We start from the raw sequence: 21931 nt of genomic DNA on the forward strand, positions 1-21931 counted from the left end.
AATACACTGACAGCATCTAATGACATTGGCTTAATCGCCGTCTTTCAGGGTGCTGCATGACACTTCCGATTTCGAAAAAATGGCTTGGCGGTATCGCGCTCTCGCTGAGTATCGCGAGTGCGGCGCAAGCGACCGAATTGCTCAACAGTTCTTATGATGTTTCACGCGAACTGTTCGTCGCCCTGAATGCACCTTTTGAGAAGCAGTGGGACGCCGCGCATCCCACCGACAAGCTGACTATCAAACAGTCGCACGCCGGTTCTTCCAAGCAGGCGTTGGCGATTCTGCAAGGCCTGCGCGCCGATGTGGTGACCTACAATCAGGTGACGGATGTGCAGGTGCTGCATGACAAAGGTCAGCTGATTCCGGCGGACTGGCAACAACGCTTGCCCAACAGCAGTTCACCTTTTTACTCCACTATGGCGTTCCTGGTGCGTAAAGGGAATCCGAAGCAGATCCATAGCTGGGCCGATCTGGCGCGCGACAACGTAAAGCTGATCTTCCCTAATCCCAAAACCTCAGGTAACGGGCGCTATACCTATCTTGCCGCGTGGGGCGCTGCCGATCAGGCTGATGGCAAAGATAAAGCCAAAACCGAAGCTTTTATGGCGAAGTTCCTCAAAAACGTCGAGGTGTTTGATACCGGTGGTCGCGGCGCTACCACCACCTTTGCCGAGCGCGGTTTGGGGGATGTGCTGATCAGCTTTGAATCGGAAGTGAATAACATCCGTAATCAGTACGGCAAAGACGAATACGAAGTCATCGTACCGAAAAACAACATTCTGGCGGAGTTCCCGGTGGCGTGGATCGACAAGAACGTCGAGCACAACGGCACCACTGACGCCGCCAAAGCCTATCTTAATTATCTCTACTCGCCTGAAGCGCAGAAAATTATCACCCGTTACTACTATCGCGTGAACAATCCGCAGCTGATGGCCGAGCAGAAAGATCGTTTCCCGCAGACCGAGCTGTTCAATGTTAACGATGCGTTTGGTGGTTGGGATAACGTGATGAAAACGCATTTTGCCAGCGACGGTGAGCTGGATAAATTGCTGGCAGCGGGGCGCGGTTAATGTTCGCGCTGACGCAAAAACGTGTCTTGCCAGGCTTTGGACTGAGCCTTGGTACCAGCTTGCTGTTCACCTGCCTGATTCTGCTGCTGCCGATCAGCGCGTTGCTGATGCAGCTGTCGCAGATGACGCTGGCGCAGTATTGGGATGTAATTACCCATCCGCAGCTGATTGCCGCGTATAAAGTGACGATTCTGGCGGCGGGTGTCGCATCGCTGTTCAATGCGGTGTTCGGTATGTTGATGGCGTGGATTCTGACGCGTTATCGCTTCCCGGGCCGCACGCTGCTGGATGGTTTGATGGATCTGCCGTTTGCATTGCCCACCGCAGTCGCGGGTTTAACGCTGGCGGGCCTGTTTTCGGTCAACGGTTGGTACGGTCAATGGCTGGCGCATTTTGATATCAAAGTTTCCTATACCTGGCTCGGCATCGCCGTCGCCATGGCGTTTACCAGTATCCCGTTTATAGTGCGCACCGTGCAGCCGGTACTGGAAGAGCTTGGTCCGGAATATGAAGAGGCGGCAGAAACCCTGGGAGCAACCCGCTGGCAGAGTTTCCGTCGCGTGGTGCTGCCAGAAGTGGCGCCAGCGTTGTTGGCCGGTACCGCGCTGTCGTTTACCCGCAGCATTGGTGAGTTTGGCGCGGTGATCTTTATCGCCGGCAACATTGCCTGGAAAACGGAAGTGACCTCGTTGATGATTTTTGTCCGCCTGCAGGAGTTCGATTACCCGGCGGCGAGCGCGATTGCTTCCGTGATCATGGCAGCGTCGCTGCTGTTGCTGTTCGCTATTAACACCTTGCAGAGCCGCTTTGGCCGTCGCTTAGGAGGTCACTGATGGCGGAGATTTCACACATCAATCACGCCGAACGCCAGCCCATCAACTGGGGCAAGTGGCTGCTGATTGGTATCGGTGCGCTGGTTTCCATCCTGCTGCTGGTGGTGCCGATGGTGTCGATCTTTTGGGAAGCGCTCAACCAGGGTTTGGTTGCCTCGCTGAATAACCTGAAAGATGGCGATATGTTGCACGCTATCTGGCTGACCATCCTGGTGGCGCTGATTACCGTGCCGGTCAATCTGGTATTCGGCACGCTGCTGGCGTGGTTAGTAACGCGCTTTACCTTCCCGGGACGCCAGCTGCTGTTAACGCTGTTTGATATCCCCTTTGCCGTGTCACCGGTGGTCGCCGGTTTGATGTATCTGCTGTTCTGGGGCGTTAACGGTCCCGCAGGCGGCTGGCTGGATGCGCACAATATTCAGATTATGTTCTCCTGGCCGGGCATGGTGTTGGCAACCATCTTCGTTACCTGTCCGTTTGTGGTGCGTGAGCTGGTGCCGGTGATGCTGAGCCAGGGCAGTCATGAAGATGAGGCCGCGGTGCTGCTTGGCGCCTCCGGCTGGCAGATGTTCCGTCGCGTCACGCTGCCGAATATCCGCTGGGCGCTGATGTATGGCGTGGTGCTGACCAACGCACGTGCCATTGGTGAATTTGGTGCGGTCTCGGTAGTTTCGGGATCGATTCGCGGCGAAACCTATACCTTGCCGCTTCAGGTTGAATTACTGCATCAGGATTACAACACCGTAGGCGCTTTTACCGCCGCCGCGCTGCTGACCCTGATGGCAATTGTAACGCTGTTTCTGAAAAGCGTGGTGCAGTGGCGATTAGAGCATCAGCAGAAGCGCCTACAGGAGGAAAATCATGAGCATTGAGATTAAACAGATTAACAAAGCGTTTGACCGCACGTCGGTACTGAACGACATCTCTCTGGATATTCCTTCCGGCAAGATGGTGGCGCTGCTGGGACCGTCCGGTTCCGGGAAAACCACGCTGCTGCGCATTATCGCCGGACTGGAACATCAGAATAGTGGGCAGATCCATTTCAATGGTAAAGATGTGAGCCGCATCCATGCACGCGATCGTCAGGTCGGCTTTGTGTTCCAGCACTACGCGCTGTTCCGCCATATGACGGTGTTCGACAACATCGCCTTTGGTCTGACGGTGCTGCCGCGCCGTGAGCGGCCGAATGCGGCAGAGATCAAAAAGCGCGTAACGCGTCTGCTGGAGATGGTGCAGCTAGCCCATCTGGCCAATCGCTTCCCGGCCCAGCTTTCAGGCGGACAGAAGCAGCGCGTGGCGCTGGCGCGTGCGCTGGCCGTCGAACCGCAAATCCTGCTGCTGGATGAGCCGTTTGGTGCGCTTGATGCGCAGGTGCGTAAAGAGCTGCGTCGCTGGCTGCGCCAGCTGCATGAAGAGTTGAAGTTTACCAGCGTGTTCGTCACCCACGACCAGGAAGAGGCGATGGAAGTGGCCGATACGGTGGTAGTGATGAGCCAGGGCAATATTGAACAGGTTGGCACGCCAGATGACGTATGGCGCGATCCGGCTACCCGCTTTGTGCTCGAGTTCCTTGGCGAAGTGAATCGCTTTGATGGCGAAGTGCACGGCTCGCAGTTCCATGTTGCCGCGCATCGTTGGCCGCTAGGCTATACGCCAGCGCATCAGGGCGAGGTAGAGCTGTTCCTGCGTCCATGGGAAATTGATGTATCGCGCCAGAGCAGCCTGGAAACGCCGCTGCCGGTGCAGGTTCTGGAAATTAGCCCGCGCGGCCACTTTTGGCAGCTGGTGGTACAGCCGAGTGGCTGGCAAGGTGAAGCGTTTTCCGTGGTGTTCGACGGCGACCATACCGCGCCAATACGTGGCGAACGTCTGTTTATCGGCCTGCAACAGGCGCGAATTTACCATGGTACTACGCCGCTGCGCCCGGTTGCCTTTGCCGAAAGCGCCTGATATTTTTGACACTCCTTCGGGCGGGACTTTCCCGCCCGTTTTATTTGCCTCTCTTTCGTCTGGAATCAAACCGTGACCACACTGGAAAATACCATCGGCAATACGCCGTTGATAAAGTTGCAGCGTCTGACGCCTGACAACGGCAGCGAAATCTGGCTAAAGCTGGAAGGCAACAATCCAGCTGGCTCGGTAAAAGATCGCGCCGCCTGGTCGATGATTCATCAGGCAGAGCTCCGCGGTGAGATTAAACCGGGCGATACCTTGATTGAAGCGACCAGCGGTAATACCGGCATTGCGCTGGCGATGATCGCCGCAATGAAAGGCTACAAACTGCGTTTGCTGATGCCCGATAACATGAGCCAGGAGCGTCAGGACGCGATGCGCGCCTACGGTGCTGAATTGCTGTTGGTGACGCGTGAGCAAGGCATGGAGGGCGCGCGAGATCTCGCCCAGGCAATGGCCGATCGCGGCGAAGGACGGGTGTTGGATCAGTTCAACAATCCCGATAATCCGCTGGGTCACTATCTCACTACCGGCCCGGAAATCTGGCAGCAAACCCGCGGTCGCATGACGCATTTTGTCTCCAGCATGGGCACCACCGGCACCATAAGCGGCGTGGGTCGCTACTTGAAAGAGTTCGCGCCAGCGGTGCAGGTGATTGGCCTGCAGCCGCAAGAGGGCAGTAGCATTCCGGGTATTCGTCGCTGGCCTGAGGCTTATTTGCCCGGCATTTATCGTCCTGATTTAGTCGATGACGTGATCGACATGGCGCAGCAAGAAGCGGAAGAAACCATGCGAGCGCTGGCGCAGCGTGAAGGCATTTTCTGTGGCGTTAGCTCAGGCGGCGCCGTTGCTGGCGCATTACGTATTGCGCTAGCGCAGCCTGGCAGCGTGGTGGTGGCGATTATTTGCGATCGTGGCGACCGCTATCTCTCCACTGGGGTTTTCCACTGATTCCTCTTTCCCGCCTGTTATCTGGCCTGCACGTACTGTCATGGTGCGTCCAGGCCATTTTTGTCTATAGTCTTCGTAATAATCATTTGACGTTAGCAACGTAAGGATCGCGTAAAATCGGCTGCGTTCGTTGCGGACTCAGGACAAAATAGCGGCAATTTAGGTGAGAGATAAAGATGAAAATTCTGCTGGTTGATGATGATGTAGAACTTGGCACCATGCTGAGCCAATACCTGATTGCTGAAGGCTTTGAAACGCAGCTGGTTTTAACCGGGAACGCCGGTGTGGAAGGCGCGTTATCGGGCAACTATACCGCTATGATTCTCGACATCATGCTGCCCGATATGAGCGGTATTGATGTGCTGCGCCAGGTGCGGCAGAACAGCCGTTTGCCGGTGATTATGCTCACGGCTAAAGGTGACAACATCGATCGCGTGATTGGTCTGGAGATGGGTGCTGACGATTACATGCCAAAACCGTGCTACCCGCGTGAGCTGGTGGCCCGTCTGCGTGCCGTCCTGCGTCGCTTTGAAGATCAGGTGCCGGTTCCGGACAAGAAAGAGCTATTGCGCTGGGGCGATCTTAGCCTTAATCCCGCGACACGCATTACCGAATGGCAGGGTAAAGCGTTCGATCTGACAGCATCTGAGTTTAATTTGCTGGATCTGCTGCTGCGCGCCCCGGATCGTGTGGTGTCGAAGGATGAGCTGTCGGAAAAGGGGCTTGGCCGTCCGCGCGAAGCCTACGATCGCAGCGTTGACGTGCATATCAGTAACATCCGCCAAAAGTTGGCAGCCTTAACCGCCGATAGCATCAACATTGAAACAGTGCGCAGTATTGGTTACCGCATTCGATGAAACACAGCTACCGCGGCCGCATGTTTTGGAAGATTTTGCTGGGCTTCTGGATTGTCTTTGTCATCATCAGCCAACTGTTGTGGCTTGGCTTTACGCTATCGGGTAATCGTCATGAGCCGCCGGAGATCGTCGCCATTCGCCGCATCGTTAATCTGCAAATGGCATCGGCGGTTTCGGTTCTGGAACGCGGTGGACTCAGTTCGCTGGATGACATGATGGCGGATTGGGAACCCAACGACCGTCAATTTTTTTCTGTTATCCAGCACGATAAACCTGCTGCCATGTCAGGTAATGCTCCGCCTGAAACTTTTAGCGCACCCTTCCATGGACCTTTTCCCGAAGTCATTGTGCGTTGGGTGAAAGGGCAGGACGGTAAACAGTATGAACTGCGCTACGACGTTAAAGGCTTGCGGCAAGACAGTTCGATGGGCGGTGGCGGGCCGCGCCGTATCCTCAATATTCCTGAACCGATGTTCACCTTCGCCGGTGCGCTCGGGCTGCTGTTCAGCCTGCTACTGGCGTGGAACCTGACGCGTCCGATGCGTCAACTGCGCGAAGGCTTTGCACGTGTCTCCAGCGGCGACTTATCGGTGCGACTCTATCCGGTGATGCGTAAACGCCATGATGAGCTCTCGAACGTTGCGCAGGACTTTGACGCAATGGTAGAGCGCCTTGATACGCTGGTAAAAGCGCGTGAGGAGCTGCTGCATGATATTTCGCACGAGCTACGTTCACCGCTGGCGCGTTTGCAGCTGGCGACCGGACTGGCGCGCCAGACACCAGAATCGGTAGCATCTTCACTCAATCGTATTGATGAGGAAGCGCGCCGCCTCGATAAGATGATTGGTGAGTTGCTGACACTTTCGCGTGCTGAGCACGAGAGTATGCCGGGCGAGCAGTATTTCGACCTGACTGGCCTGCTGCATGCGGTGGTAACAGATGTGCGCTACGAAGCGCAGATTCCGGGTGTGAAAGTCGATTTTCATGTTGATGAAAATGCGGATTATACCGTTCATGGCAACGCCGAGCTGATCCGCCGTGGCGTAGAGAATGTGCTGCGTAATGCGCTGCGTTTCTCGCATAAAGGGCAACACATCAACGTGAGCTTACAAGCGGAAAATCAGTGGCTGGCGATTAGCGTGCGCGATCAAGGACCGGGCGTGGATGATGAGAAGCTCTCGAGCATTTTTGATCCCTTTGTCCGCGTCAATTCACCGCTGATGGGTAAAGGCTATGGATTGGGGCTTTCCATCGTACGCAAAGTGATTCTGGCGCATCACGGTGAAGTACAGGCGGTAAATCGCCCGGAAGGGGGATTAGAGTTGACGTTAAGGCTGCCGCGCTGGAAGCAGGATTAATATTTTACGTGGGTGTTCAACCTCTTCAGGCATTTTTTTGCTGATAAAGGCAAGAAGCCGGTAGGTTCAACCATTCTCTCAAACAAAAACGGCACCCAATGGGCGCCGTTTTTAATTCTCACGAATCAGCCGAAGCTTACTTCCTGATACGGATAACCGGCGTTTCGCCTACCGTTACCTGACCGGAGAGTTTGATCAGGTCTTTAATCTCGTCCATGTTCGAGATTACAACCGGCGTCAGCGTGGATTTAGCTTTCTCTTCCAGCAATGCCAGATCAAACTCGATCACCACGTCGCCTTTCTTAACCTTCTGGCCTTCTTCAGCGATGCGTTTGAAACCTTCACCTTTAAGCTCAACCGTATCGATACCGAAGTGAACAAAAAGCTCAATGCCGTTATCAGACTCGATTGAAAATGCGTGGTTAGTTTCGAAAATCTTGCCGATAGTACCATCAACTGGTGCAACCATTTTGTTGCCGGTTGGTTTGATTGCGATACCGTCGCCAACAATTTTCTCAGCGAATACCACATCAGGTACGTCTTCGATATTTACGATTTCGCCTGACAGAGGCGCAACGATATCAATAGTGCCTGACGCGCTCTCTGATTTTTCGCCAAAAAGTTTAGAAAACAAACCCATGATCTTCTCCTAAGCAGTAATTTGAGGCTAGCGTCCGTGGATCAGCAGAGCGTTTTTTCTTTGATGAACTTGTTAACCAAATTCATCAAATCATCCGCTGTCGGTTGATCCAGAGCCTGCTCCGCCAATGCCTTCGCATCTTCGAAATTAGTATTACGAATGATCTTCTTGATGCTTGGGATTGAAATGGCGCTCATGCTGAATTCATCCAGCCCCATTCCCAGTAACAGTAGTGTAGCACGTTCATCACCAGCCAGCTCACCACACATGCCGGTCCATTTCCCTTCGGCATGTGATGCATCGATCACTTGCTTAATGAGGCCAAGAACAGACGGCGTCATTGGGTTATAGAGGTGTGAAATCAAATCATTACCACGATCGACCGCCAGAGTATACTGCGTCAGGTCATTTGTCCCAATACTAAAGAAGTCGACTTCTTTCGCCAGATGGCGGGCAATCACTGCCGAGGCTGGCGTTTCCACCATAATGCCCACTTCAATGGTCTCATCAAAGGATTTGCCCTCTTCGCGCAGTTGCGCTTTCAGCAGCTCCAGCTCGCCTTTCAGGATGCGAACTTCTTCTACTGAAATAATCATTGGGAACATGATGCGTAATTTACCGAAAGAGGAGGCACGCAGAATTGCGCGCAGCTGCGCATGCAGAATCTCTTTACGGTCCATCGCGATACGGATCGCGCGCCAGCCGAGGAACGGGTTGTCCTCTTTCGGCAGGTTCATGTAAGGCAGATCTTTGTCGCCACCGATATCCATGGTACGCACGATGACCGCCTGTGAACCCACAGCTTCCGCCACGGCTTTGTAAGCCTGGAACTGCTCTTCTTCAGTTGGCAGTGAATCACGGTCCATAAACAGGAATTCGGTACGATACAAGCCAACGCCTTCAGCGCCGTTACGTTCAGCACCCGCGACGTCGCGCACTGTACCGATGTTGGCGCAGACTTCAACCTGATGTCCGTCCAGCGTAATCGCGGGCAGATCTTTCAGTTTAGCCAGCTCATGCTTCTCAGACAGGTATTGTGTCTGAATGGCTTTCAGCTCTTCCAGCACATCTTCTGATGGATTAACGTAAATTTTATTGTTCACGCCATCGATGATCAGGAAATCACCGTTTTTCACGGTTGCGGTGACGTTGCCGGTGCCGACAATGGCAGGCAGCTCAAGCGAACGCGCCATGATCGAGGTGTGAGAAGTACGGCCACCCAGATCGGTAATAAAGCCCAGCACCTTTTTCAGGTTCAGCTGTGCGGTTTCTGAAGGCGTTAAATCTTTGGCCACCAGAATAGATTCTTCAGCAATCGCGCTCAGGTCGACAATGTGCAGACCCAAGATGTTCTGCAGCAGACGCTTACCGATATCACGTACATCAGCCGCACGCTCTTTCAGGTATTCATCGTCCAACTCTTCCAGCGCAACGGCCTGGCCTTCGATCACAGAGTGAGCGGCAGCATCAGCAGTGGCGTGATCTTTTTTAATCAGGTCGATGATTTCCTGCTCAAGCTCTTCGTCTTCGAGCAGCATGATGTGACCTTCAAAGATCGCAGCTTTCTCTTCACCGAAGGTTTCACCGGCTTTAATGCGAATGGCTTCGAGCTGTGAAGCAGCGCTGCTGCGTCCATCGAGGAAGCGCTGAACTTCCTGCTCAACCTGATCGTCGGTAATTTTTTTACGGCTGATGACGATCTCATCTTCCTTCAGCAGCAGTGCGTTGCCGAAAGCGATACCCGGTGATGCTAAAATGCCTGAAATCATAACCCTACCTTTTAATCACGATGGCTCATTGACCCAATGCGTCGCCACTGTCGCGGAACAGTACTCTAAAGATGCAATAACGCGGACAGGTTGTCCGCGATCAAGATATTTGCACTCAATGGGGCAAAGGGGTCGGTTTAGTTGCGAACTGAGCCGGTTACTCCAGCTCAGCCATCAGCTTGACCAGGTGCTCAACCGCTTGCTGCTCATCTTCACCTTCAGCAGACAGCGTAACAACCGTACCCTGAGTCAGACCCAAAGTCTGCAGTTTGAACAGGCTTTTCGCGCTGGCGGATTTGCCATTGGAAGTCACAGTGATTTCTGACTGGAAAGCCTTTGCTTCTTTCACGAACTGAGCTGCAGGACGGGTATGAAGGCCGTTAGGTGCGGTAATGGTAACTTCTTGCTGGAACATTCTATTTCCCCAACTTTATCAGGTTTGGTGTTATGGATCTAAAGTCTAGCCTGGAGCCGTAACTTTAGCCTGTGTAGGTGCGCTGGTATGGCATTAAGCTCACCAAAAAATGCGCTCGAATGAGTACGTCATTAACAGTGACAGATCAAAAACTGCACGAATACGTCACTCTTCTCATTATGCCGTGATTCGCCGTTTCGCCAAATCAGTAAATCGATTCAGCTTGATCCACTTCAAAGGGAGATTAATTTCAGGCACCGAAATAATTGGAAGCTTAAATACCAGAGCCCCATCACTGAAAGCAATCTGTCTGGTGATAAAAGTGAGATCTGCACCACAAAAAAGCACCCATTTGGGTGCTTTTTTCGTCAGTTTCAGAATTCTGGTATCACTGCTGCAGTTCTTTCTCAGTGAAAAGATCGGCAAACAGTGCAGTACTTAAATAGCGCTCGCCGGAGGAGGGCAGAATCACCACAATATTCTTATTGGCAAAGGCTTCATCTTCCTGCAACTTCAACGCTGCGGCAACTGCGGCGCCCGAGGAGATCCCTGCCAGAATGCCTTCCTCTTCCATCAGCTGGCGTGCGGTGCTGATAGCTTCTTCGTTAGTGATCGCCACAACACGGTCAATCAGTTTCAGATCAAGGTTACCCGGAATGAAGCCGGCACCGATGCCCTGAATTTTGTGCGGGCCTGGCTTAATCTCTTCGCCAGCCAACGCTTGGGCGATAACAGGAGAATCAGTCGGTTCAACCGCAACGGTAATAAGCTCTTTCTTACCTTTGGTGTTTTTGATGTAGCGGCTCACGCCAGTCAGCGTACCGCCCGTGCCGACGCCAGCGATGAATACATCCACTTCGCCATCGGTATCTTCCCAGATTTCTGGGCCGGTGGTTTTCTCGTGGATTTCAGGGTTTGCCGGATTGCTGAACTGCTGCAGCAGGACATATTTATCGGGATCGCTGGCAACAATCTCTTCCGCTTTGGCGATGGCACCTTTCATGCCTTTTGGACCTTCGGTCAGCACCAGGTTCGCGCCCAACGCTTTGAGCAACTTACGGCGTTCAATCGACATGGTTTCTGGCATGGTCAGCGTCAGCTTGTAACCGCGCGCTGCGGCCACATAAGCCAGGGCAATACCGGTGTTACCACTGGTGGGTTCAACCAGTTCAACACCCGGTTTTAGAATACCGCGTTTTTCCGCGTCCCAAATCATATTGGCACCGATACGGCATTTGATGCTGAAGCTCGGGTTGCGCGACTCGACCTTAGCCAGAATGCGGCCGTTACCGATGCGGTTCAGTCGAACCAGCGGCGTATGACCAATTGTCAGAGAGTTGTCTTCATAGATCTTACTCATAGCTCGTCCTTAACTGTATGAAATATTGGGAACCCTCAGAGCATACCTTTTCTGCCGATGTGCGGAAGGAAAGAAATCGCATATCTATATAGCGCACAACCATAAGCCTTATGCAAAAATGCATAAGGCAATTTAACGCTTTAATGACGCGCATGCTGCGGGCGGTAACGATCCACCCACATTGCCGTTGCGCCGCACACGGCGACAGGCAAAATGGCCAGATTGATAATGGGAATCATGGTGAACAGGCTTACCAGCGCACCAAACTGCATATTTGCCGTTTTATGCTGGCGTAAAGCCCGGCGCATCTGATGGAAGCTCACCTTGTGATTATCAAACGGATAGTCGCAATATTGCACCGACAGCATCCACGCACTGAATAAAAACCATAGAATGGGGGCGACGGTTTGTCCAAATCCGGGGATGAAGTGAAGCAGTAATAAACCGAGCGCTCGCGGCAAGTAGTAGCCGAGCTTCTGTAATTCTCGCTTCATGATGCGTGGAACATCTTTTACCAGCCCCATCCAGCCGCTATCGGGCAGCGGTGTACCCGTCAAACGACCTTCCAGCTGTTCAGCAAGTAAGCCGCAAAACGGTGCGGCAAGTAAGTTAGCGAGGGTTGAAAAGAAATAGCTGAACACCAACACAATCGTAATTACCGAGAGTGGCCACAGCAGATAGCTCAACCACTGCAGCCAGTCAGGGATATACGACATCATGGCAGGGATCCACAAACCAAGACGCTGGAACAGCCAGATAAAGGCTCCGCCAAGCAGCAGGATGTTGATCAGTAGCGGCATGATGACATAGCGACGAATGCCTGGCAGGCGCACCAGTTTCCATCCTTCGGCAAAGTAGTGAACACCATTAAATGTTGAGACTGAATTCACTGCGGGCATAGCGAGCCTTTCTCCTAAAAATAGCGGCGCGAACATCATAACCTGGCTTTTTATCGGCTACAGGCATGCTTTGCGCGAAAAAACAGCAAAAAAGCGTGGGGCAGCTATCTAATTTGTCAGAAAATACTGCACAGACTTGCACTTGTTTAGCTGGGCAAATACAGTTAGAGGATAAAGTTTGCCGTGGTGGCAAGGTATTGGAACAACAGAGAATACAATGATGCAGGATTTGCGTCTGATATTAATCGTTGTTGGCGCGATCGCCATAATAGCGCTGCTACTTCATGGACTGTGGACCAGCCGTAAAGAGCGCTCCTCCGTGTTTCGTGATCGCCCGCACAAACGTCTTAAACAGCGCGAAGAAGCCGATGAAGATCTGCTGAGCGAAGAAGATGATGATGACGTCGGCGAAGTCCGCGTGCGCCGTCATCGTGATGCTGATGAAGAGCCTGAATTTACGCCACGTCCGGTTAATCCGTCACGTGCACCTGAGCCTGCGCGTCAGCCAGTATCACGCCAATCCGATCCCTTATTAGGTGATCCGCTACTTGATGATGAGCCGGAAACCCGGAAACCCGCTGCCCCGCTTCAGGCGCCACCGGTCAAGCCAACCCCAGCACCTGTAGCACAGCCGATTCAGGCTGATCCTTTATTGGATAATGAGCCGCTTTCAGCCACTCAGCCTGCGCCAGAGTTCCAGGCGGCAGAAGAGCCTGAGTTGGAACATGAAGCGCCTGTCGCGCATCACAATGAAGCGCCGCAGCAAGCTGCAGCGCCGGGCAGTAAAAAAGAAGCGGTGTTAGTGCTGCACGTCGCTGCACATGCAGGTGGTGAACTGAACGGTGAAGCGCTGTTGCAGGGCATTCTGCAGGCTGGCTTCCAGTTTGGTGAAATGAACATTTTCCATCGTCATCTCAGCCCGGCAGGCAGCGGCCCAGTGCTGTTCAGTTTGGCGAACATGGTGAAACCAGGTTCTTTCGATCCGGATGAAATGGGCAATTTCTCCACGCCGGGCATCTCCATCTTTATGATGGTGCCGTCATACGGTGATGCGAATCAGAATTTCAAACTAATGCTGCAATCCGCCCAACGTATCGCTGATGATGTTGGCGGCGTGGTGCTGGATGATGAGCGTCGCATGATGACGCCACAGAAGCTGGAAACCTACAAGACGCGTATTCGCGAAGTTATCGGTTAATCGCCGCTAACTGAATCAAACTAAATACAACCCCCGCATGTCGGGGGTTTTTTATCGGATAAGAGACTATGAAATCGGTTCAGGAGCAGATCACCGCGCTGCGCACCACGTTACGTCACCACGAATATCTCTATCACGTGATGGATACGCCGGAAATTCCGGATGCAGAATATGACCGATTAATGCTGCAACTGCGCGAGCTGGAAAGTGCTCATCCTGATTTGATTACGCCTGATTCACCTACGCAACGCGTGGGCGCGGCACCGCTGGCCGCTTTTGAACAGGTGCGCCATGAAGTACCGATGTTGTCGCTGGATAACACCTTTGACGAAGCGGGCTTTCTTGCCTTCAACAAACGCGTGCAGGATCGCCTTAAAAGCACCGACGACCTGACTTACTGCTGTGAGCTCAAGCTGGATGGTTTAGCGGTAAGTTTGCTCTACGAAGATGGCTTGCTGGTTCGTGCAGCAACGCGCGGCGATGGCACTACCGGCGAGAACATTACGGCGAACGTGCGCACCATTCATGCTATTCCCCTGCGCCTGCATGGCGACAACATTCCCGCGCGCTTAGAAGTGCGTGGCGAAGTATTTATCACCGAAAGCGGCTTTGAAAAGCTCAACCAGGAAGCGCGTCGTACCGGCGCTAAAGTCTTTGCAAACCCACGTAATGCAGCGGCGGGTTCATTGCGTCAGCTTGACCCACGTATCACTGCTAAACGTCCTCTGACCTTCTTCTGCTACGGTTTTGGTCTGTTAGAAGGCGGTGAAATGCCCGCCAGCCATTGGCAACGTCTGCAGCAGTTTAAGGCGTGGGGATTGCCGGTTACCGATCGTATTCGTCTGGCGCATAGCGCCGAAGAAGTGCTGGCATTTTATCGTCAGGTTGAGCAGGAGCGTCCATCGCTCGGGTTTGACATCGATGGTGTGGTGATAAAAGTCGATTCACAAGCGCTGCAGGAGCAGCTTGGCTTTGTGGCTCGTGCGCCGCGTTGGGCGGTAGCGTTTAAATTCCCGGCGCAGGAACAGATGACGTTTGTGCGCGATGTCGAGTTCCAGGTAGGTCGTACCGGCGCGATAACGCCAGTAGCGCGCCTGGAGCCGGTGCAAGTGGCTGGCGTGATCGTAAGTAACGCCACGCTGCATAACGCCGATGAAATCGCGCGACTTGGGTTGCGCATTGGCGACAAGGTGGTGATCCGTCGTGCGGGTGATGTCATTCCGCAAGTGGTCAACGTGGTGGAGTCTGAGCGCCCGCAAGAGACGCGCGAAATTGTCTTACCCAGTCATTGTCCGGTTTGTGGTTCTGACGTAGAACGCGTTGAAGGCGAAGTGGTAACGCGTTGTACCGGCGGCCTGATATGTGGTGCGCAGCGCAAAGAGGCGCTCAAGCATTTCGTCTCACGTCGTGCGATGGATGTTGATGGCATGGGCGACAAAATCATCGATCAGCTGGTGGAAAAAGAGTACGTGTTAACGCCAGCCGATCTGTTCCGTCTGACTGCCGGTAAGCTAACCGGACTGGATCGTATGGGGCCAAAATCGGCGCAGAATGTCGTCGATGCGCTGGAAAAGGCCAAACTCACTACCTTGCCGCGTTTCCTGTACGCGCTGGGCATTCGTGAAGTCGGTGAAGCCACTGCCGCCAACCTCGCCAACCACTTTGGCGAACTGGAAAAAGTAATGAATGCCGATCTTGATGCGCTGATTGAAGTGCAGGACGTGGGCAAAGTGGTAGCGACGCATGTGCGTAACTTTATGGACGAAGAGAGCAACCGCGCCGTTATTCGCGATCTTACGGAAGAGATTGGCGTGCATTGGCCGCCGGTTGAAGTGGTGAATGCAGAAGAGATTGATAGTCCGTTTGCCGGTAAAACCGTGGTCCTGACGGGCTCACTGTCGCAGATGAATCGTGATGATGCCAAAGGGCGTCTGGTAGCGCTGGGGGCTAAAGTCAGCGGCAGCGTGTCGAAGAAAACCGACTTACTGATCGCCGGTGAAGCGGCCGGTTCCAAGCTGGCGAAAGCGCAGGAGCTGGGTATTCCGGTGATCGACGAAGCGGAAATGATTCGTCTGCTCGGAGCCTAACGTGGATAAACAGCAGCTGGTTGAAATTGCCAATACCGTGATGCCGTTCGGCAAATATAAAGGCCGGGTACTGATTGATGTGCCGGAAGAGTATCTGTTGTGGTTCGCGCGCAAAGATGAATTTCCGGCCGGTAAGCTAGGTGAATTAATGCAGTTAACGTTGGTGATCAAGAGTGAGGGGCTGGAAGGTCTGGTCAAACCGCTCAAACGTAGCGAATAACAAAACGGCCCGCATTTGCGGGCCGTTTTCCTTAAGATTTCTGAATTTCAACTGACTGCTGCTGCGCCAGTCTCTTCTCATTGCCGGCCTTATAGCGTTGGGCAATGAAAGAGCACACCATTAATTGCACCTGATGGAAGATCATCAGCGGTAAGACGATAATCCCCACGGAACTGGCTGGGAACAGAATGTTGGCCATGGGTACCCCATTCGCCAGGCTCTTTTTCGAGCCACAGAACAGCACCACAATTTCATCTGCGCGGCTAAAGCCAAACAAACGCGATGCAGCCAGGTTAATCGCCAACGCGATAAACAGTACCAGCACGCTGCCCACTAAAATCCACAGCAAGGTATCAACGCCAACGCGATGCCAGATACCGTTCACCACCGCTTCGCTAAAGGCGGAGTAGACCACCAGCAGAATTGAGGTTTGGTCAGTTTTGCCAATCAGGCTGCGATGTTTCTCAACCCAGGCACCAATCCAGCGGCGCGACAAATGCCCTAAAACAAACGGCACCAGTAGTTGCAGCATGATTTTGCCAATTTGCTCCAGACCATTGCCTGGCATTTCGCTGTGCACATTCATCACCAGATTCACCAGCAGTGGCGAAATAAATACGCCCAGCAGGCTGGAGGCCGAAGCGGCACATACCGCAGCGGCCACGTTGCCACCCGCCATTGAGGTGAAAGCGATGGATGACTGTACGGTCGCTGGCAGAATACACAGATAGATAAAGCCGGTGTAGATCTCCGGGCTCACGTCCACCGGATGCCACCAAACGATCAGCAAGCCAATAATCGGGAAAATGACAAAGGTGCTGCACATAATCCATAGGTGCAAACGCCAGTGGCTGCTCCCGGCAATGATCTTTTCACGCGACAATTTTGCGCCATGCATAAAGAACAGCAGGGCGATGGCGGCGGTGGTCAGATATTCGAAAATGTCGACAAATACACCTTTGGCAGGAATGAAGCTGGCCAGCAGCACGGTGATGATGAGTTTAATCATCATTGGATCGAGGCGTAAAAATCCCATTGTTAAAATCCGGTTAAATTTAAAAAAATGATGGTGCTGATTGTGCGCCCGCTGGGTTTAGAAATAAAATTGATTTATTGCATCAATCTATGAGCATTATCGATGAATTATACCTTACGTCAGCTACGCACCTTTGTGGCAGTCGCACATCACGGCAGTTTCAGTCTGGCAGGACAAGCGATTGGTTTGAGTCAGTCGGCGGTCAGCCACAGCATCAAAGAGTTGGAAGCAGAAATGGGCGTCCGTTTGCTGGATCGTACTACGCGTGAAGTGATGCTCACCGAAGCGGGACAACAGCTGGCCACGCGGCTTAATCGCCTGCTGGACGATCTCAATACCACGGTTTTGGATGTGCGCAGCTATGGCGAACAGCGTCGCGGCACAGTGCGCGTGGCAGCCAGCCAAACGCCTTCTGCACATTTAATGCCGCAATGTCTCGCCAGCAGCCAGCAGCGCTATCCCGATATCCGGGTGATCCTGCACGATAGAGTTCAGCAATGGGTGCTGCAAAGCGTACGCAACGCCGAGGTCGATTTTGGGATTGTCATCGGCCCACTCAATGATACCGATTTCGATAGCGAAGAGATTTTGCAGGAGCCTTTTTTACTGCTGTGCCATGCAGATGATGAGCTGGCGCGCATAGAACAGGCGCAATGGTCAATGCTGGCAGGACGTAATATGGTGCTGCAGGATTATGCTTCTGGCAGCCGCGTTTTGGTCGATGCCGCGCTGCAACAGTTGGCGCTCAGTGTGAATGTGGTGCAGGAAATCGGTCATCCCGCCACGCTTTATCCGATGGTGGAAGCGGGGATTGGTATCAGCATTTTGCCGGCGCTGGCGCTGCCGTTGCCATCAGGACGCAAACTTACGGTGCGACGTCTCTATCCGGAAATTAATCGTAGTTTGATGCTGATAAAGCGGAAAAACCGCTCGCTAACGCCCGCGGCGGAAGCCATCTGGCAAGAAGTGCGTCAGCAGGCAACCCTGCTGACGCAACAACGCATGATGAAACCGGCGTTTTAAACGTAAACGTTGATCTGATTGGTAGCCGTTGGACGGTTAATGCCATCAGCCTGGGGTGCAGCAGGTTGCTGTGCTTCCTGCTTCTGCTGGGCTTTCTCTGCTTGCTGCTGCTCAATCTGCGCGATTTGCGCTTCAATCATTTGAATCTGTGATTGCAGCATCTGCTCCTGCTCAGATTTTTGTTCATCCGTCAGGGTATCGTCGCTGGAAAGATCTTTCAGCTGCTTGGTAATGGTTTGAATCTGTTTATTAAGGCTCGCGATTTCTGAGGTAGAACCGCCACCGCTACTTGCCGTGCTGACACTACTAACGCTTGAGATGGTAGACATGGTTTTCTCCTTGCAATAGACCATTATCGTTATCGGTCAAAGGCTCAGGAGGTTTGAGGGCCGGGAGTGTTAAGCTTGCGAAAAGGTTTTGTAGGGATTGGGTGCTTGAGAGGACGCTAACCTTTGGAGCGCAGAAACGAAAAAAGCGCCCAAAAGGCGCTTTTCTCTGAATTGGTGGGTCGTGCAGGATATGCCTCGGCCCATCCTGGGCCTCGCCCTTCGGGTGATGCTTATGCATCAGCCTGAATCGCTCCCGGCGATTCAGTCGAACCTGCTGCAGGTTCTCACCCTGCACGCTAACCTTTGGAGCGCAGAAACGAAAAAAGCGCCTAAAAGGCGCTTTTCTCTGAATTGGTGGGTCGTGCAGGATTCGAACCTGCGACCAATTGATTAAAAGTCAACTGCTCTACCAACTGAGCTAACGACCCGAAGTGGTGGGTGATGACGGGCTCGAACCGCCGACCCCCTCCTTGTAAGGGAGATGCTCTACCAACTGAGCTAATCACCCACTTCGTACTGCTTAACAAGAGTGTCATCTGACTAAGATATGGTGGGTGATGACGGGCTCGAACCGCCGACCCCCTCCTTGTAAGGGAGATGCTCTACCAACTGAGCTAATCACCCATATCTTATCTCTTGTTCACTGCGGGCCAACTCTAAAAAATTCATTTAAGAGTGGTGGGTGATGACGGGCTCGAACCGCCGACCCCCTCCTTGTAAGGGAGATGCTCTACCAACTGAGCTAATCACCCCCGCTGTGTGGAGTCGCATTATAGGGATCCTTCAAAGTGAGTCAACGGTTTTTAAAACTTAAATGTGCGTTCGCTTTAAAAATAATCATCGTGGGGCGGTTTTAGCCAATGTGCTGGTTTTATTAGCAGAAAAGCGCACGACAAACCGGGATGCCACCGCGACAATCATTGAGGAATCAGCCTCACCTGCTAGAATGTGCGCACTGTTTTTTCGCGTTAACCCGTTTTTTTGTCATCCAGACAATGAAACCTGCGCATTTAAGGCAATGCTGAATGAAAATCAAAACTCGCTTCGCACCCAGCCCAACGGGCTATCTGCACGTAGGCGGTGCTCGTACTGCTCTTTACTCCTGGCTTTATGCTCGCCATAACCACGGCGAATTTGTGCTGCGTATCGAAGATACCGATCTGGAGCGCTCCACACCGGAAGCCATCGAAGCCATTATGGATGGTATGAACTGGCTGAGCCTCAACTGGGATGAAGGTCCGTATTATCAGACCAAACGTTTTGATCGCTACAACGCGGTGATCGACGACATGCTGGAAGCGGGTACGGCTTATAAATGCTATTGCAGCAAAGAGCGTCTGGACGCGCTGCGTGAAGAGCAGATGGAAAAAGGTGAAAAGCCACGTTACGACGGCCGCTGCCGCGACAGCCATGATCATCATGCTGCCGATGAGCCGTGCGTGGTGCGCTTCCGCAACCCGCAGGACGGTTCCGTCATCTTTGACGACCAGATTCGTGGTCCAATTGAATTCAGCAACCAGGAACTGGATGACCTGATCATTCGTCGTACCGATGGTTCGCCAACCTACAACTTCTGTGTGGTGGTGGATGACTGGGATATGGGCATCACTCACGTGATCCGTGGTGAAGACCATATCAACAACACGCCGCGCCAGATCAACATCCTTAAAGCCATCGGTGCAGAAGTCCCCACCTATGCGCACGTCTCGATGATCCTTGGCGATGACAGCAAGAAACTCTCTAAGCGTCATGGTGCAGTCGGCGTAATGCAGTATCGCGATGATGGCTACCTGCCGGAAGCGCTGCTCAACTATCTGGTGCGTCTCGGTTGGTCACACGGCGATCAGGAAATTTTCAGCGTGCCGGAAATGGCAGAGCTGTTCACTCTTGATGCGGTGAGCAAATCAGCCAGTGCTTTCAATACGGAAAAACTGCAGTGGCTGAACCATCACTACATTAATACGCTGCCGCCGGAGTACGTCGCTACGCAGCTGCAGTGGCACATTGAGCAGCAGAAGATCGATACCCGCACCGGCCCGGAGTTGGCGAAGCTGGTGACTCTGCTCGGCGAACGCTGCAAAACGCTGGTAGAGATCGCCGCGTCGTGCCGTTACTTCTATGAAGAGTTTGACGCCTTTGATGCTGACGCGGCGAAGAAGCATCTGCGTCCGGTAGCCCGTCAGCCGCTGGAAGTGGTACGCGATAAACTGGCAGCGATCGGTGATAGCGACTGGAATGCCGAGAATGTGCACCATGCTATCCAGTCTGCAGCTGATGAGCTGGCGCTGGGGATGGGCAAAGTAGGTATGCCGCTGCGTGTCGCCGTGACCGGTTCAGGCCAGTCACCGGCATTGGATGTCACAGTCGAAGCCATTGGCCGCAGCCGCAGCGTGGCGCGCATTGAGAAGGCGCTGGCTTTCATCGCTGAGCGTGAAGCTAACGCATAATGTGACGTTGGAGCGTTAAAAAGCCGGAAGCATCTGCTTCCGGCTTTTTTATTCTTCCTGAATCCCTAACCGTTCCAGTACGCCGCGAATTCCTTCCCGCAACAACAACGCGGCAAATTGCTCTTGCTCCGCCGCGGTCATTTGCTGGACAGAATTTATTAATAACGCAGGTAACGTATTTTGCTGTGCACCGTAATTAGCCGCCGGTTCGTTCGCGTGGCGGGTGGATTGAACAAAGCTCTTTACGCGCTCATCAATATGGATTAATCGCGCTTTACCGCCCTGAACACCGGGCTTTGGCGTGGTTGTCCAGTTTTCACGCTTAATCCATTTATTCACCGTTTGCCGACTGTAGCCCGTTTCCAGCGCGAGCTCCTCGGGGGTAAGCCATTCCTTTTTCACGATGCTGTCCCTGTTAAATACATTAGTTCTACATATTACAACAAAACGTAACGGGGAAAAGTAACCTGGGTAGAAAATGCCTTCTGCGCTCCAACAAAAGGCAAAATTCGGTTATTGCGCTTCGTTGACGACGGGTTGTTCCGGGCGGAAGGCGATGAAATAGGTGAGACCAACGAAAATTGCTCCTCCCACACCATTACCCAGGAATACTGCAATCACGTTTGGCGCAAACTCCGCCCAGCTCATCTGTCCGGCAAAAATCGCTGCCGGGACAATAAACATGTTGGCGACAACGTGCTGGAAGCCAATTGCGACGAAAGCCATTACCGGGAACCACATGCCGAAAATTTTGCCCACCACATCTTTGCTGGCAAAGGCGAGCCACACCGCCAAACACACCAGCCAGTTGCAACCCACACCGGAAATAAACGCATGCAGGAAATCGGCATTCACTTTGGCGTGTGCAATCGCTACGGTTTTCTTCAGATAGTCACCTTCGGTCATGCCCAACATGTGACCAAAAAACCATGCTACCGCAACGCTGCCAATAAAATTGGCGACGGTCACCCAAAACCAGTTACGCAGCACGCTAAAGCCACTGATGCGACGCGCGAACCAGGCGATGGGCATGGTCATCATATTGCCGGTTAGCAGTTCACCGCCCGCCAGCACCGTCATAATTAAACCTACCGGGAAGACGGCGGCACCCAGTAGCACGCCGAATGAACCCCATTCAGCAGGCAGTTGGTTAATCACATGCAGATCGAGCAGGAAGCCTGTGGCGATAAAGGCTCCGGCCATAAAGCCCAAAATTAATAAGGTGGAGATAGGAAGGCGGCTTTTAGCCACGCCAGCTTGAATCGCCAGCTGAGCGATTTCTTTAGGTGTATGCAGCGACATAGTTCACTTTTCTTTTATTAAACAAAGGGGGACGTTGCTGGCCGGTCATTGAAAGAAATCCCTGGAAGGATGACCGGTTAATTAGCGCGCTAAGTTTTACACGCACTATTAACGAAAACAAGACTGTTACTAACATCTTTAACCTGAAGTTAACGCTATGTTGAGGCCGGGTTTGAGAAGC

21 protein-coding genes, 4 tRNA genes and 1 other RNA gene are annotated in these 21931 nt (G+C 53.0%); 12 read left to right on the forward strand and 14 right to left on the reverse strand.

From position 1 onward, the window contains the following. The first annotated feature begins 56 nt into the window (after positions 1 to 56). The 7 genes from WFL93_RS10225 to WFL93_RS10255 all read left to right on the forward strand — a co-directional run bounded on the left by WFL93_RS10225 (position 57) and on the right by WFL93_RS10255 (position 7025). Entirely contained in the window at positions 57 to 1073 is a 1017-nt protein-coding gene (locus WFL93_RS10225; protein ID WP_007889036.1) for a sulfate ABC transporter substrate-binding protein, read from the forward strand. Beyond that, on the forward strand, positions 1073 to 1906 hold the full coding sequence (cysT, locus tag WFL93_RS10230; RefSeq protein WP_336778052.1) for a sulfate/thiosulfate ABC transporter permease CysT: 834 nt from the start codon (positions 1073 to 1075) through the stop codon (positions 1904 to 1906). The genes WFL93_RS10225 and cysT overlap by 1 nt, the downstream gene beginning before the upstream one ends. Beyond that, positions 1906 to 2778 (forward strand): sulfate/thiosulfate ABC transporter permease CysW, encoded by an 873-nt coding sequence (gene cysW / locus WFL93_RS10235; protein ID WP_007889041.1) that lies wholly within the window; start codon positions 1906 to 1908, stop codon positions 2776 to 2778. The genes cysT and cysW overlap by 1 nt, the downstream gene beginning before the upstream one ends. Further along, entirely contained in the window at positions 2768 to 3856 is a 1089-nt protein-coding gene (cysA, locus tag WFL93_RS10240) for a sulfate/thiosulfate ABC transporter ATP-binding protein CysA (RefSeq protein ID WP_007889043.1), read from the forward strand. The genes cysW and cysA overlap by 11 nt, the downstream gene beginning before the upstream one ends. Before the next feature lie 72 nt (positions 3857 to 3928). Then, positions 3929 to 4810: a cysteine synthase CysM gene (gene cysM, locus WFL93_RS10245; protein ID WP_007889046.1), complete on the forward strand. Its 882-nt coding sequence runs from the start codon at positions 3929 to 3931 to the stop codon at positions 4808 to 4810. Between the two features lie 176 nt (positions 4811 to 4986). Further along, a complete protein-coding gene (locus tag WFL93_RS10250) occupies positions 4987 to 5667 on the forward strand; it encodes a response regulator transcription factor (protein ID WP_336778053.1) in 681 nt (226 codons plus the stop codon). Beyond that, positions 5664 to 7025, forward strand: a complete 1362-nt coding sequence (locus WFL93_RS10255) for an ATP-binding protein (RefSeq protein ID WP_049852945.1) — start codon at positions 5664 to 5666, stop codon at positions 7023 to 7025. The genes WFL93_RS10250 and WFL93_RS10255 overlap by 4 nt, the downstream gene beginning before the upstream one ends. A 136-nt stretch (positions 7026 to 7161) precedes the next feature. On the opposite strand, the gene crr is transcribed toward WFL93_RS10255, so the two are convergent. The 5 genes from crr to cysZ form a co-directional block, all read right to left on the reverse strand. Next, a complete protein-coding gene (crr, locus tag WFL93_RS10260; RefSeq protein WP_007889056.1) occupies positions 7162 to 7665 on the reverse strand; it encodes a PTS glucose transporter subunit IIA in 504 nt (167 codons plus the stop codon). 41 nt (positions 7666 to 7706) lie between these two features. Next, the gene (gene ptsI, locus WFL93_RS10265; RefSeq protein ID WP_007889058.1) at positions 7707 to 9434 is read right to left on the reverse strand and encodes a phosphoenolpyruvate-protein phosphotransferase PtsI; all 1728 of its coding nucleotides are present in this window, start codon (positions 9432 to 9434) and stop codon (positions 7707 to 7709) included. 157 nt (positions 9435 to 9591) lie between these two features. Next, a complete protein-coding gene (ptsH, locus tag WFL93_RS10270) occupies positions 9592 to 9849 on the reverse strand; it encodes a phosphocarrier protein Hpr (protein ID WP_007889063.1) in 258 nt (85 codons plus the stop codon). A 388-nt stretch (positions 9850 to 10237) separates the two neighbouring features. After that, positions 10238 to 11209: a cysteine synthase A gene (cysK, locus tag WFL93_RS10275; RefSeq protein ID WP_007889072.1), complete on the reverse strand. Its 972-nt coding sequence runs from the start codon at positions 11207 to 11209 to the stop codon at positions 10238 to 10240. A gap of 140 nt (positions 11210 to 11349) precedes the next feature. Continuing rightward, entirely contained in the window at positions 11350 to 12108 is a 759-nt protein-coding gene (cysZ, locus tag WFL93_RS10280) for a sulfate transporter CysZ (protein WP_180822252.1), read from the reverse strand. Between the two features lie 217 nt (positions 12109 to 12325). Between cysZ and zipA the strand changes: the two genes are divergently transcribed. From zipA to WFL93_RS10295, 3 genes are all read left to right on the forward strand, one after another. Next, on the forward strand, positions 12326 to 13306 hold the full coding sequence (gene zipA / locus WFL93_RS10285) for a cell division protein ZipA (protein WP_336778054.1): 981 nt from the start codon (positions 12326 to 12328) through the stop codon (positions 13304 to 13306). Between the two features lie 68 nt (positions 13307 to 13374). After that, positions 13375 to 15393 carry an NAD-dependent DNA ligase LigA gene (gene ligA, locus WFL93_RS10290; RefSeq protein ID WP_336778055.1) on the forward strand — a complete coding sequence of 673 codons (2019 nt, stop codon included), beginning with the start codon at positions 13375 to 13377 and terminating at the stop codon, positions 15391 to 15393. A gap of 1 nt (position 15394) precedes the next feature. Next, entirely contained in the window at positions 15395 to 15613 is a 219-nt protein-coding gene (locus WFL93_RS10295) for a DUF3820 family protein (RefSeq protein WP_007889085.1), read from the forward strand. Positions 15614 to 15644: 31 nt separating this feature from the next. On the opposite strand, the gene WFL93_RS10300 is transcribed toward WFL93_RS10295, so the two are convergent. After that, the gene (locus tag WFL93_RS10300) at positions 15645 to 16649 is read right to left on the reverse strand and encodes a bile acid:sodium symporter family protein (RefSeq protein ID WP_336778056.1); all 1005 of its coding nucleotides are present in this window, start codon (positions 16647 to 16649) and stop codon (positions 15645 to 15647) included. Between the two features lie 102 nt (positions 16650 to 16751). On the opposite strand from WFL93_RS10300, the gene WFL93_RS10305 reads away from it, so the two are divergent. Then, on the forward strand, positions 16752 to 17672 hold the full coding sequence (locus tag WFL93_RS10305; protein WP_336778057.1) for a LysR family transcriptional regulator: 921 nt from the start codon (positions 16752 to 16754) through the stop codon (positions 17670 to 17672). Here the strand turns inward: WFL93_RS10305 and WFL93_RS10310 are convergent. The 6 genes from WFL93_RS10310 to WFL93_RS10335 form a co-directional block, all read right to left on the reverse strand. Beyond that, positions 17669 to 18001 carry a FlxA-like family protein gene (locus WFL93_RS10310; protein WP_336778058.1) on the reverse strand — a complete coding sequence of 111 codons (333 nt, stop codon included), beginning with the start codon at positions 17999 to 18001 and terminating at the stop codon, positions 17669 to 17671. The genes WFL93_RS10305 and WFL93_RS10310 overlap by 4 nt on opposite strands. A 172-nt stretch (positions 18002 to 18173) precedes the next feature. Further along, positions 18174 to 18310: non-coding RNA, RtT sRNA (locus tag WFL93_RS10315), on the reverse strand. Between the two features lie 43 nt (positions 18311 to 18353). Next, positions 18354 to 18429 (reverse strand) — tRNA-Lys (locus WFL93_RS10320). Positions 18430 to 18433: 4 nt separating this feature from the next. Next, positions 18434 to 18509: transfer RNA gene (locus tag WFL93_RS10325), tRNA-Val, on the reverse strand. A gap of 40 nt (positions 18510 to 18549) precedes the next feature. After that, positions 18550 to 18625, reverse strand: a tRNA-Val gene (locus tag WFL93_RS10330). A 52-nt stretch (positions 18626 to 18677) separates the two neighbouring features. Beyond that, positions 18678 to 18753: transfer RNA gene (locus tag WFL93_RS10335), tRNA-Val, on the reverse strand. Between the two features lie 273 nt (positions 18754 to 19026). On the opposite strand from WFL93_RS10335, the gene gltX reads away from it, so the two are divergent. After that, positions 19027 to 20448, forward strand: a complete 1422-nt coding sequence (gltX, locus tag WFL93_RS10340; protein ID WP_007889096.1) for a glutamate--tRNA ligase — start codon at positions 19027 to 19029, stop codon at positions 20446 to 20448. Positions 20449 to 20496: 48 nt separating this feature from the next. Here the strand turns inward: gltX and WFL93_RS10345 are convergent, their stop codons facing one another. Continuing rightward, positions 20497 to 20850: a YfeC-like transcriptional regulator gene (locus WFL93_RS10345; protein WP_008102134.1), complete on the reverse strand. Its 354-nt coding sequence runs from the start codon at positions 20848 to 20850 to the stop codon at positions 20497 to 20499. 111 nt (positions 20851 to 20961) lie between these two features. Next, positions 20962 to 21750: a formate/nitrite transporter family protein gene (locus tag WFL93_RS10350; protein WP_007889100.1), complete on the reverse strand. Its 789-nt coding sequence runs from the start codon at positions 21748 to 21750 to the stop codon at positions 20962 to 20964. Between the last annotated feature and the right edge of the window lie 181 nt (positions 21751 to 21931).

It is taken from the genome of Pantoea sp. USHLN256 (assembly GCF_037149875.1).
GTDB lineage: Bacteria > Pseudomonadota > Gammaproteobacteria > Enterobacterales > Enterobacteriaceae > Pantoea > Pantoea nemavictus.